Genomic DNA, 12,942 nt, shown 5'->3' on the forward strand with positions numbered 1-12,942 from the left:
ATCCAGCTGTCGATAAGCGTTCAGTACAGCGCTGTCTATTTATAAGAGAGCTCCGTTTTATGGCTTTCCGAGCGGCCCGGATTCTACCGGTTGGGGTTAATCAACTTTGCAGCGATGAGCAGGTTGCGGATAAGGGCCGCGGTTTCCGCTCTGGCGATCTTCTCATTCGGCTTAAGCTCCGCGTTCGAGCTCTCGACGATGCCGAGACGAAGAGCGGAAGCGACGGCCTGCCGGGCCCAGGCGCTCACCTGGCCGCCGCCCTGGACGGAGGCCAACGTGGCAGCCGTCTCGGCTTCGCCGACCGCCGGCTCCGATCCGGCGATCCGCATAGCGCGGACAGCCATGACGATCGCTTCCTCCCGCGTAATCGTCTCTCCCGGACGGAAAGAGCCGTCCTTGTATCCGAGGACAAGGCCGTATTCCGCGGCGCTGGCGACCGAGCCGGCATACCAATCTTCTTCGCGGACGTCCGTGAACGGGTATGCTTTGCCGGATTCGGGCAGAACAAGACCAAGCGCTCTTACGATGATCGCCGCGAATTCCGCCCGCGTTATCGAGGCCAGCGGATTAAAGCGTTCCCCGTCGACCCCCGTTACGATCAGCCGCGAAGCGAGATCGTTCACCGCCGTTCGGGCCCAATGCACTTGCATATCCTTGAACGCGACCGAATTGTAGATCAGGGCATACGAGCTGTTGGTAAAACTGCGGACGATGGCATAGACTTTCCCGTCCCGCTCGGTCACATAGGTCGGAACGTGCCGGAGCTTTCCGTCCGCTTCAAGCACGACGGCGGTCGTGACGCGGGAGGAATCGTAGCCTTCGGGAAGCGGAATATCCCGTTCTACATAGGCGTCGAACCGGTCCAGTTTCACCATCCTGCCTTCATATTCAAGCGTAACCTCGTAATCGACCGGAGGAACGACGACGTCGAAGCCTCCGGTTTCGCTCAACAGATCCAGCTTGCTTGCCGCTGCCGCATCGCTTCTGGAGATCGTCGCGCGCACCGTCGTTCCCGCGAGCTCGATCTCTTCCCCGAACAGCGCGAGTCCGCGATCGATCGGCACATTCAGGGCGGGCAGCCTGTAGCTGCCGTTTGGCGTCTCTACGACAAATACCGCCCGCTTGTCCGCCAACGCCTTTAACGCGTCTCCCGGCAGCTCCACAGACACCGCGTCCGCCGCGTTTCGCACGGCGACGACGACGATCGTCTCGTTCCCTTCGCCGGCCAATCTTTCCTGCAGACGGGCCGAATCCACATGAACGGTCACGAGAGTCCGGCCTGCCTCGACCGTCTCCGATGAAGCCGCAATCCGGCCCGTTGTCCGGCCGTTGACGACGATGTCGAAGCCCGCCTCCTGATCGGGTTTGTCCGCGGGGCTTTCGTCGACAGAGGAACCGCCGTCCGAGCCGTCCGAGGAGCTGCCGTTCGAAGGATTGCCGCCCTGGGAGCCCCTGGGCTGCCGGGTTACCGCGATGAAATACGTTTTCGACGTGACGTCGTCCTGTGCGGTAACTTCCACCTTGATCGTGTTGCTCCCTGCGGCGAGACCGATCGCGGGGGAAGGGCTGCCGCCGGGCACGGTAATGCCGTTCACCTTTAATGAAGCTTCGGGATCGTATACCGCGGCGGTCACCGTAACCCGATCCACGGCGTTCGGAACGGACGCCGAGTAGGCAAGGACGGCGGGATCGAACGCCGGGTTCAGCGAGCCGCTCGACAGGGCCAGACCGCTCAAGTCCGCGTTATCTCGCGAATCGGCCGGCGGAGCCGCCCTCGTCCCGAAGGTCCAGGCCGCCGCATCGGAGATGCCGGCGTAATTTCGGCCCACCAAGCTTCGGAACGCGCCCGGCTCGATCAGAACGTAATAGGCCGTGCCGTAGGACAAATTTTGCGCAGGATCGATGGTTACCGTGTTTCCGTCTACCCGGACTGCTGCCGGGTCCGAGGCGTTCAACGTTTCCACGACACTGTTATCGGACGCTTTGCGGATCGAGATCGTTTTGCCGCTGGCCGCTTCCACATTTTCGCTGAAGATCAATTGAAGGTTCGAGTCGACGGCGACCCCCGCGGAGCCGGAGATCGGTGAATACGATGCGACGGTCGGAGCCGCGTCGGCGGCCGTTCCGAACTTCATGACCGAGGCCCGGTCAGCGGCATCCACGAACATCACGTACGGCACTCCGTCCGCGACGACCAGCGAAGGCTGATAGGCCCGTCCCGCCGTAAACCTCGACTCGCCGACATACGCCCACCGCAGCCCCGTATACTTGAGCACCGACAGCTTTCCGGTTCCCCATTCCCAATAGGCCGCATAAGGCTCGTCGCCGTCCACGAACAAGGAAATCTCGTAGGCCTGATCCGCGGAAAATCCGGAGGAACCAACCTGGACCCATCGGCCCGGGACCGAGTCGTATTTCATGACCGCGGCTTTCTGCTGATCGTTCTCGTAGGCCACGTAAGGCGTTCCGTTGCTGACGCGCAGCGTCGTCTCGAAGGCCAGCCCCTGCGTAAACCCGGGCTCTCCGACCTTCTGCCATTCGCCTGCCAGCTCGTCGTATTTGACGACGGTGGCCCCGAAGCCGACGGCATATCGATAGTCCTGATACGCCAGATAAGGAACGCCTTCGTAGACGGTCAGCGACGGCGAGTATACCGTGTCTTCCGACAGAACCGAAGTCCCTACCGGCACCCATCCCAGAATGTCGTCGTACTTCATGACGGCGGCTTTGTCGCCATGCGACTTGTCGATGAAGGCCACGTACGGAACGCCGCCGTAGACGAACAGGGACGGTTCGTCCGCGCTTCCCGGCGTAAATCCGGGAGCGCCGACGACAGTCCATTCATCGCTGGCCGCGTCGAACGTCATGACGGTCGCACGGCCGGAACGGGAGGCGTCCAAGTAAGCCGCATAGAGCGTTCCGTTCTCCGCGAAGAGGGAGGGCGACTTTGCCGCTCCGCCGGTGAAGCCTTGCGGCCCCACGAGTTCCCAAGCTCCCCGGGTTTCGTCGAATTTCACGACGCTGAGCTTGCCCGATGCGGAGTTGTCCCGATAGGACGCGTAGAGGACGCCGTCGCTTGCGTACAGGGACGGGGAATCCGCGCTGCCGGCAATCGGCGATTGGCCGACGTGAATCCACGTCTTTCCCGTTTCCCTCTCCGTCTCGAAAGGCCATGCCGTCGGAGACGAGAAGCCGGAGAACGGTTCGCCGTCCGCGCTTTGGAACGCGCCGGGGTCGATCTGAACATAGTAGCCGGTGCTGTAGGACCAGTCCGCTGCCGGCCGAAGGGTTGCGGTTTCGTTCGCGATGCGCACCTTGGCCCCGTCGTCCGCCGCGATCGTCTCCACGAGTCCGTCCCCGGACAGCTTGCGAATCCGGATTTGCTTGCCGGGAACGGCCGTTACCGGCTCGCTGAACGTCAGCGTAAGCTCTGCGTCCGCGGGGACGTTGGCCGAACCGCCGGCGGGAGAGAGCTGAAGCGCGGTCAGACTGGACTGAACGTTGTTGACGGCCGGAATCGACGCGTCCGCCATCCTGTTGCCGGCCAAATCCGCAATCGGATGACTCGCATCGTACTGCACGACGACTGTATTTCTGGCCGTTACCGCCTGAGCAAGCGTCAGGTCGACGCGACGTTCCCCGACTGCCGCGGCGGAGACGACGGCGACGGGATTTCCGTCCACGCTTGCTTGCAGACGGTCGAGCGCGTCTTGTTCGGCCGCGATTCTTTCATGGAAAACGACCGCGACCCGGTCGGGCGCTTCGTCGGCAATGTAGGCTTCCTTGACCGCGGGGGGCGTCGTGTCCGCGTAAGCCAACGACGGGTAACCCTCTCTGTCGTCGAGAATCCAACGCGAAGCGAAATCCCATGCGGCATCATACGTCGCTTCCCGTCCGAGAGCCTCCGTCGGCTTCGGCGTGCCGCGGTCCTCGTCGGAGCGGCCGGATTTCTGCGCATCGTAATAGCTGGAGACGACGCTTCCGGAATCCTTCGTGCCGACCAACCCTCCGGCCGACCACGTGTCTTCCACGCGTCCCGCCGAATAGCTTTCGGTCACCGCGGCGTCTCCGGACATATAGCCGACCAGCCCTCCGACGAACATCGCCGGGCCGCCCACGTCTCCTTTCGCATAGCTCCGGCTGACCGTCCCGCCGTCCAGCTTGCCGATCAAGCCGCCGACGCCGGAGCTCGTGCCGAGGACGTCTCCTTCCGCGCGGCTTTCGCCGATATCGCTGGCCGCCGCTTCTCCCACCAGCCCGCCTGTATTGTCAGAGCCGCTTACGCCGCCTATCGCATAGCCGCGATAGATCGAAGCGCCCTCGGCCATCCCGGCGAGGCCTCCGGTATTAAAGCCGAACGGGCCGCCCGCAACGCTGCCGGACGAGCCGCTGTTTTCGATACGGCCCTGCAGCTTGCCGACCAGCCCGCCGACGTTATAGCTGCTCGCACCGGAATCGGGATCGGGGCCGCTCACGTCCGCGTTCGAGCTGCTGCCGCCAATGAGCGAGCCTGGGCCGGCTAAGCCTGCCAAACCGCCGACCTGGTTCGGTCCCGACACGCTGCCGACGCCGACGTGAACGTTCGTCAATGTGCCCTGCAGCTCCCCCGCCACCGTGCCGACTCCCTGCGACATGAAGGAGCCGTCTTCGATCCGGACCCCTTCGAACCGGATATTTTTAACGACCGCTTCCGCTCCGACGATTCCGAACAAGCCCGAATACATGAAGAAATCCGTCGTCGCGATATGCAATCCCGACACCGTATGGTCGTCCCCGTCCAGCTGCCCGGTAAACGGACGGTACATCCACCAGTCGGCGTCCCAGCCAATCGTCTCCCATTGCCCGGTCAGCGCAATGTCCGCACCCAGCTTGTAGTGGGCGTTCAAATCGCTGCGCATGCCGTTGAACTGGGCGGCATCGGTAATGATGTAAGGATCCGACGGCGTTCCCGATCCTTCCATCGCTCCGGGAGACGGATCCGCGTATGCGCGCGAAGCGGGGAACCAAAAGGAGGGGATCGACAACAGCAGCGCCAACAACAACGACGCCGTTCGCCATCCTTCGCGTTTATTCGTTTTAATCGCCAAATCCGAATTCATGGACAGGTGCACTCCTTTGCGCAAGCTTATACGGTGCATTCTACAATAGGACAGCTTAACAAGCCCTTAACTTGTTTGGATTTTGTTAAGGTCGGATTTGATAGAATGAGAGGATACGCAGCGAATAATGTCGAAATAACGAAGGACTGTGGATCAAGCCCCGAGAGGCGCAAGACGGGCGCAGGAGGTTTAATGTGCTGAGGGTAATGCTTATCGACGACGAGGAGAACGCTTTGGATTTTCTGGAAATTTTGCTTCGGGAGATCGGCCGGACCGAGATCGCGGGGCGGTACCGGAACGCGGTCGAGGCGCTGCAGGCTCTGCAGTCGCAATCCGTCGACGCGGTGTTCCTCGATATCGAGATGCCCGGGCTGTCCGGCATGGAAGCCGCGGAGCGGCTTCGGGAACGCGATCCCCACGTTCAGATCGTGTTCACGACCGCTTACGCGGAGCATGCGGCGAAGGCGTTCGATTTGCGTTCGACCGATTATTTGCTGAAGCCGTTTACGAAGGAGCGGCTGAACGATTCCCTGGATCGGATCGTTTTATCGAAGAAGTCGTTCGGCCCGCGCGAGCCGGCAGTCGAGTACCCGCAAATCCGCTGTCTCGGAGGCTTCAATATTCAATTAAACGGCTTGGGCGAGAGGCTGCCGTGGCGCACGAACAAGGAGAAGGAGCTTTGCGCGCTCCTGGTCCACCACGAAGGCCGGCAAATCGAGACCGCCGCGATTCTGGAGGCGCTCTGGCCGGAGTACGATCTCAATAAATCGAAGACGTATTTGTACACCTGCATTTCGTTTCTCCGAAAAAGCTTTCATAAGTACGGCATTCCGATGTCCGTCAACAAGGTGGAAAAAGGTTACGCGATCTCCCTAGGCGCATTGCGAACGGATGCCGCCCGGCTCGAGGAGCTGCTGCGCGCGGCGAACGGGGACGCGCCGCTCGACGACGGGCTGTATTCGCAATTGAACGGATTGTACGGAGGCGCTTATATGGGCGATTGCGGCTACGATTGGGCCCAAGAGAAGCAAGCGGCGCTGGCCTCCCGTTATGTGGCCGTTCTGCGGCTGTTTTACGCCGGCTTCCAGGGACGGGAGGATGCCGAGTCGGCGGAAGACGCTTTGGAGCGGATAGTCGCCAGCCAGCCGGATTCGGAGGAGGACGGAAGGGAGCTGATCCGTCTCTACATGGACACGCGCCGCAGAAACAAGGCGATCAAGGCGTGCCGGCAGCTCATTCATAACGTTCGCTCGATGCTCGGCGTCGAACCCGAGGAAGCGACGATGCGGCTGTATCAAGATCTTATGACGAAGTAGGGAGAGCCTTGGGGAGAAGCTGGAAAGCCGCGGGGATTACGCTTCTTATTTTGGCGGTTACTTATGTGCTGCTGTTGAAGCTGTTTACCTCCGAAGAGTCCGGCGCGCCGTCGGCGAAGCGGGGCGTGCTGGATTTGACGGAGTGGAGCTTCGCCGGGGACGGGCCGGTCATGCTGCAGGGAGAATGGGAGTTTTATCCCGGCGAGCTGGTCGACCCCGGAGCGGCCGCACAAGCGGCGACGGCAAGCGGGCCGGAGTGGATCGACGTTCCCGGAACCTGGCTGCACCGGATGAACGCGATCGGCCGGGCGACCTACCGGCTGCGGATCGAGCTGGACGGGCGGGAAGCGAACCGTACGTTCGGGCTGAAAACCTCTTCGATCCAATTGGCGGGCCGGATCGTCGTCAACGGAGAGGTCGTCGGGGAGAACGGCAGCGTGGACAAGCCGTATGTCGGCAAAAACAAACCGTTCGTCAGCTACTTCCGGCTGCGGCCGGGAACGAACGAGATTCTCGTGCACGCGGCCAATCTTGAATTTCCCCCGAGCAGCGGCATCAAGCAGCACATCGCGTTCGGATATTCGTCCGACATCGCCGGGCTGCGCGACCAGGGAATCGCCTACGACTGGATCTCGTTCACTTCTTTTTTAATAATGGGGCTCTATTTCATCGGGCTGTATACGCAGCGCAGAGAGGATTTCTCCCTGCTGGCGTTCGGATCGTTCTGCGTGCTGATCGCCGTTTACACGTCGACAAGCGGAGAACGGATTATTTATTCGCTGTTCGACGGAATGCCGTTCTGGCTGTTCGTTCGGGTGCAGCTGATGTCGGCCGTCGCGGCGGGCGTCTCGATGCTGCTGTATTTGCTCTTCGCGTTCCGGCCGTATTGCCCGCAGCGGTTCGCGTACGCATCGCTCGGAGCCGGCGCGACGCTGTTCCTGATTGCGGCGGGGCCGCTTACGGGCTTTCTGGAGCTTGGTCCGAACACCTTGATCCTGTTTACGGGATATGCCACTTTTCCGCTGGTTTACGGCACTTACGTCTTCGTGTCGGCCGCGCTCGACAAGGTGGAGGGAAGCGTCTACCTGGTCGTTGCCGCGCTCGCCTTGAACGGCTACGCGCTGCTGCAAAATTTGAAAGTCTACACCGCGCTGGAGCATTCGTTCATTCCGTTCGAGCCGTTCCTGTTCCTGCTGATGATCGCCTTGCTGATGTCGCTGCGGTTCTCGAATGCCTTCCGCAAAGTCGAGGAGCTGACCGGCAGCTTGATCAAAATGGACGAGCTCAAGGATGATTTTCTCGCCCGAACGTCTCACGAATTCAAAACCCCGCTGCACGGGGTCATGAACATCGCCCAATCGATGCTCGACGACGAGAACGAGCCTCTGACGGCCGGGCAGCAGGGAAAGCTGCGTCTGCTCGCGGGCATCGCCGGGAGGTTGACGCAGCTCGTCTACGACATTCTGGACCTGTCCAAGCTGAAGCAGGGGCAGCTGACCGTCCAGCCCGTCGCCGTGGACGTGCGTTCGGCGGTCGAAGTCAATCTGCGGATTTATTCCTATTTATTGAAGGACAAGCGGATCGACTTCGTGAACCGGGTTCCCGGGGAGCTGCCCTTCGCGCTGGCCGACGAGGTCCGATTTAATCAAATTATCGGCAACCTGATCGATAACGCGGTCAAGTACACGGAGCAGGGCAGCATCGAGGTTTCGGCGGAAGCGCGGGAAGACAGGATCGCGATCTCGGTCAAGGATACGGGGACGGGCATGAGCGAGGAGCGGCGGCGGGCGGCGTTCGAACCCTTCGTCTCGTTCGGCGGGAGGGAGGCGCATTCGGTCGGGCTGGGACTGCCTATCGTACGGCAGCTGCTGGAGCTGCAGAACGGCGACATCTCGATTGCTTCCCGCGAAGGAGAAGGAACCGAGGTCACCGTGCTGCTGCCGACGGCGGACTCGGCGCGGACGGGAAAGCCGTCCGCGGAGCCTCAAGGCGTCGGCGTATCGCCGGGCGGCAAGCTGCATCCGATGGAGGATTATTCGTTCAAGACGCCCTTCTATTCGGATGGCCCGGGCCATCATACCGTGCTGATCGTAGACGATCATTTTCCCAATCTGACGATTATGATGGACGCGATTCGGCCGCTGGGATGCGACGTGATCGCGGTGAAGAACGGCTACGAAGCGCTGGAGCAAATCGGGAGCAACCGGGCGATCGACCTGGTCGTGCTGGATTTGATGATGCCGGGCTTGTCCGGCACGGAAGTGTGCCAGACGATCCGCCGGAGCTTTACGCTGCTCGAGCTGCCCGTGCTCATGGTGACGGCGGCGTTCCAGGCGCAGGACAAGCTGGCCGCCTTCGTGGCGGGAGCGAACGATTTCCTGCCGAAGCCGTTCGATCTCGCCGAGCTGAAGGCTCGCGTCAAGTGCCTGCTGGACATGAAGCAGTCGCTCGGAACCGCGATCGAGATGGAGATGGCCTTCCTCCAGTCGCAGATCAAGCCGCATTTTCTGTACAATGTGCTCAATTCCATCGTCGCTCTGAGCTACACGAACTTGGAGAGCTCGCGGAAGCTGACGACCGATCTTGCCGATTATTTGCGGGGCAGCTTCCGGTTCAGCAATACGCATCGGCGCGTGCCGTTCCGTCAGGAGCTGGAGTTTGTCCGCACTTACGTCTCGATCGAACAGGCCAGATTCAAGGAACGGCTTCGCATGGAATACGAGATCGGGGACAAGCTGAGCGAGATCGGCGTTCCGCCGCTTCTGCTGCAGCCGCTGGTGGAGAACGCGATTCGGCACGGCATAGGCGGGCGCATCGAGGGCGGAGCCGTGAAGCTGACCGCCAAGGAGACGCAGGGCGCCTACGTGTTCTCCGTCGAGGACGACGGCTGCGGCATGACGGAGGAGGCGCTGGAAGAACTGAAGGGCAGGCTGAACGAGCAGGGCGGGGAGGCGCCGCTTGGCGTCGGACTGCGCAACATCCATAAGCGCCTGAAATACGAATACGGCTCGGAGCTGCGGCTGGAAAGCGCGCCGGACGCCGGAACGACAGTCACCGTCGTTATTCCCAAGCAATAGCGTCCGATATTGCCGAATTTTCGTTCCATGCAAGCAAAAGTGACGAAGCAGGGGGCGAAAAGGCGGTGAAAGATGCCCCTGAGCGGGTTGGCCTACACGCCCTAAGGACGCCGCAGGCGTTTTTGCTTGGAGATGACGGAGCTGTTCCGCGCAGCCGCCTCGGAGGCTGCCGGGCGTCTGAACTGCGAGTACGCTTGTGAAGAAGACGGGAGAGTTACGGAATATTTGCCGGCGGTGCGCCGGAAGGCCCGGAAGGGGAAAAGCGGCGGCCGGGCTTAATCCGTAATGTTTCTCGTATAGTACTCGATAATGTCCTTGCGCCTGATGATGCCCAGAAACACCCGGCGGTCGTCGACGACCGGAACGAAATTCTGATCGGCGGCCAGCGTCAGCATGTCCTCCATATGGGCGTTCACGGCTACGCACTCGTTATAAATCCGCTTTTTGATGTCGGCTACCGGAATCTCGTCCATGTTATCGAAATTCAACCCCGGCGTGCATTTCAGCTTCCAGAGCAGATCTCCCTCCGATAACGTGCCGATGTATTTCCCTTCCTTGTCAATAACGGGCACGGCGGAATATTGGGAGGCCTCCAGCAGCTCCAGCGCCTCCTTCATGGACTCGGCTGTCGTCAAATACGCGACTTTCTCTTTGGGCAGCAAGAACGATCGGATTTCCATCTCGTTATTCCTCCTTATCGAATCGAATTCGGGTTCCTGTTATTATTAAAACATATTTGAGCGCGCGGGTCTTCTCCGAACGCAAAGTTCACTCGATTATGCATTGACAGCAAAAAATGATAATGATAATCTTTATCATTGTATAGAGCTTGCTCATGATCAGGAGATTGATATGGGCGACTGCAAATTTACTAGACTGGGGAAGACCTAACGTGGCAGTAAAAATGCGAGAACCAAAGCCCGGGCAGCCGTCCGAGGCATCCGCCGCGATCGAAGCCGTCGATGCGGCCGAGGCGGTTAAGCGAATTCATTCCCGTCCGAATGTGGCTATACTGATCATTCTGGGCGGCATCGTGGCGTTGATTCTGGGCATTGGAGTTTCGGTGACCTTCGGTGCGAGAGATATTCGTTTCGAGGATGTGTGGTTGGCGGTATTCCAGTACAATCCGGAATTGACCGACCATCAGGTGATTCAGGAGCTGCGCATGCCGCGGGTATTGGGCTGCGTGCTCGTTGGAAGCAGCTTTGCGGTCGCGGGCGCGATCCTGCAAGGGATGATGCGCAACCCGCTGGCCGATTCGGGCTTGCTGGGACTGAACTCCGGAGCGGGCTTCGCTCTGGCGATTTGCTTTGCCTTTTTCCCGGGGATGTCCTATTCGTCTCTCGTTCTGGTCTGCTTTGTCGGCGCCGCCATGAGCGCCATGTTCGTGTTTGCGCTGGGCTCGATCGCGAAGGGCGGGCTGACCCCGGTTCGCCTCGTGCTCGCCGGCGCCGCGCTGTCTGCTTTGCTGACCGCGTTGAGCGAAGGGATCGCGCTGTTTTTCCGGATCGGTCAGGATCTGGCTTTCTGGTACGCCGGTGGCGTGGCCGGGACGCGGTGGATTCACTTGAAGGTAATGACCCCGTGGATCGTGATCGCTATCGCCGGAGCGATCGCCTTGTCGAGATCCATCACGCTGCTCAGTCTCGGCGATGACGTGGCCAAAGGGCTCGGTCTTCGCTCGGGCTTCACCAAGTTCATGGGAACGGTCATCGTTATCGTGCTCGCCGGTTCGGCCGTGTCCGCGGTGGGGGCGGTCTCGTTCGTCGGTCTGCTCGTGCCGCACTTCGCGCGCAAGCTGGTCGGCGTCGACTACCGCTGGATCATTCCGACTTCGGCCGTGCTTGGAGCTCTGCTCGTCGTGCTCGCGGATTTGGCCGCAAGAACGGTGCGCCCGGGCTTCGAAACACCGATCGGCGCGCTTATCGCGCTTATCGGGGTGCCCTTCTTCCTCTACCTTGCGAATAAGGAAAGGAGGGAGCTGTAGAGATGGGAGACTACGTCAGGTTAAAATCTCCGGAGGAGATCAGCAGGCGCAAGCGGAATATTTTCATTTTGATCGTCCTGTTCGCGGCCATCGTGTTGGCGTTCATGGCAAGCATGAACACCGGGTTTATTCGGCTCTCTCCCTCCGATCTGCTGAGAACGCTGCTCGGAGATGGAACGGCACAGCAAAATTTGATTTTGTACGAGTTCCGGCTGCCCCGAATCGTGATCTCCGTTCTGATCGGAGCGGGATTGGCGTTGTCCGGCTGCATTCTTCAGTCGATCTCGCGCAACGCGCTGGCGGACGCGGGCATTATCGGCATCAACTCGGGTGCCGGATTCATGATTCTCATGTACGTCGCCTTCTTCCCGACGATTACCGCGGCTTCCGCTTTCATGCTGCCGCTGTTGGCGTGGGTTGGCGGCGGAGTGGCGGCGCTGTTCGTGTTCACCATGTCGTATCGCAAGCATAGAGGCCTGTCTTCGAATCGGCTCATTCTGAACGGGATCGCGCTCAACTCGGGCATTTCCGCCGCGACGATCGTCATCACGTTGAGAATCAGCCCGGAGCAGTACCAATTTGTGGCTACCTGGATGGCGGGCAGCATATGGGGCAAGGACTGGAAGTTCGTAATGGCGCTGCTGCCTTTCATCTGCGTGCTGCTGCCCTATGTCTATCTGAAATCCCAGACCGTGAACGTGCTGTCCCTGGGCAATTCGCTGGCGACCAATCTCGGCGCCGCGGTAAGCCGGGAGCAGCTCATGCTGCTGGGAGCGGCGGTCGGTCTGGCGGGCTCGTGCGTGGCGGTCAGCGGAAGCATCGGCTTCGTCGGACTGATCGCGCCCCATCTGGCCAAGCGTCTGGTCGGGCAGAGGTATCAGATTCTGCTGCCGACGACCGTATTGACCGGCTCGCTGCTCGTACTCGTGGCGGATACGTTGGGCAGATGGGTGTTCCAGCCGTCGGAGATTCCGACCGGCATCGTCGTCGCCGTCATCGGCGCTCCGTATTTCCTCTACTTGCTCGTTCGTTCCAAAGGCTAAAAGCCATTCGCTATCCTAGAGAGGGGGATGTCGGTCCATGACAGCCGCGAGGAATCTCCCGGCCGTCAAGAACGGCAACGTCATTCCCGTCGACTACAAGACATACTTCTACTTCGACCCGGCTTCGATTCTGGGTCAGATCGATTCGTTGGCCGAGCTGCTGCTGGCTCGTACGAACGGATAAGCTTGCATGCAGAGAGGCCGGGCGCTTGCAGCCCTTGGCCTCTTTGTTCTGTGGCGCAGGCCGGCGAATCCGTGATGCAAGGGTGAACGGCAGCCCTGCCGGGGCAATCAGTCGCTCAAAGCAAAATCGGCCGAAAAACCGCCGGAAACGGCACTTTTTTTCGCGAAAACCCCCATTTGTGTGAAAAAGTTAATCCTGCGCGTCCCCGGTGTTGTGATATATTTTTACAGTAGCAA

The 12,942-nt window shown here is 60.5% G+C and carries 7 protein-coding genes; 5 read left to right on the forward strand and 2 right to left on the reverse strand.

The window, feature by feature from the left end; all coding sequences use genetic code 11:
* Positions 1-83 precede the first annotated feature (83 nt).
* Positions 84-5,099, reverse strand: coding sequence for an Ig-like domain-containing protein (locus tag ACFFT4_RS15900; protein WP_378049221.1), 5,016 nt, complete (start codon positions 5,097-5,099; stop codon positions 84-86).
* Between the two features lie 194 nt (positions 5,100-5,293).
* Between ACFFT4_RS15900 and ACFFT4_RS15905 the strand changes: the two genes are divergently transcribed.
* Complete coding sequence (locus ACFFT4_RS15905) at positions 5,294-6,415, forward strand: response regulator (RefSeq protein ID WP_378049223.1); 1,122 nt, start codon at positions 5,294-5,296, stop codon at positions 6,413-6,415.
* Positions 6,416-6,423: 8 nt separating this feature from the next.
* On the forward strand, positions 6,424-9,492 hold the full coding sequence (locus ACFFT4_RS15910; protein ID WP_378049225.1) for an ATP-binding protein: 3,069 nt from the start codon (positions 6,424-6,426) through the stop codon (positions 9,490-9,492).
* Between the two features lie 275 nt (positions 9,493-9,767).
* Here the strand turns inward: ACFFT4_RS15910 and ACFFT4_RS15915 are convergent, their stop codons facing one another.
* Positions 9,768-10,172, reverse strand: a complete 405-nt coding sequence (locus ACFFT4_RS15915) for a CBS domain-containing protein (RefSeq protein WP_378049227.1) — start codon at positions 10,170-10,172, stop codon at positions 9,768-9,770.
* A gap of 224 nt (positions 10,173-10,396) precedes the next feature.
* Here ACFFT4_RS15915 and ACFFT4_RS15920 point away from each other — a divergent pair, with 224 nt between their 5' ends.
* The 3 genes from ACFFT4_RS15920 to ACFFT4_RS15930 are packed head-to-tail and all read left to right on the forward strand — an operon-like array spanning position 10,397 to position 12,706.
* Complete coding sequence (locus ACFFT4_RS15920; RefSeq protein WP_378049228.1) at positions 10,397-11,479, forward strand: FecCD family ABC transporter permease; 1,083 nt, start codon at positions 10,397-10,399, stop codon at positions 11,477-11,479.
* Between the two features lie 2 nt (positions 11,480-11,481).
* Positions 11,482-12,522 carry a FecCD family ABC transporter permease gene (locus ACFFT4_RS15925; protein ID WP_378049230.1) on the forward strand — a complete coding sequence of 347 codons (1,041 nt, stop codon included), beginning with the start codon at positions 11,482-11,484 and terminating at the stop codon, positions 12,520-12,522.
* A gap of 37 nt (positions 12,523-12,559) precedes the next feature.
* Entirely contained in the window at positions 12,560-12,706 is a 147-nt protein-coding gene (locus ACFFT4_RS15930) for a hypothetical protein (RefSeq protein WP_378049232.1), read from the forward strand.
* Positions 12,707-12,942 lie beyond the last annotated feature (236 nt).

Origin of the sequence: Cohnella cellulosilytica (genome assembly GCF_042431195.1) — a bacterium.
In the GTDB taxonomy this organism is placed as follows: Bacteria; Bacillota; Bacilli; order Paenibacillales; family Paenibacillaceae; genus Cohnella; species Cohnella cellulosilytica.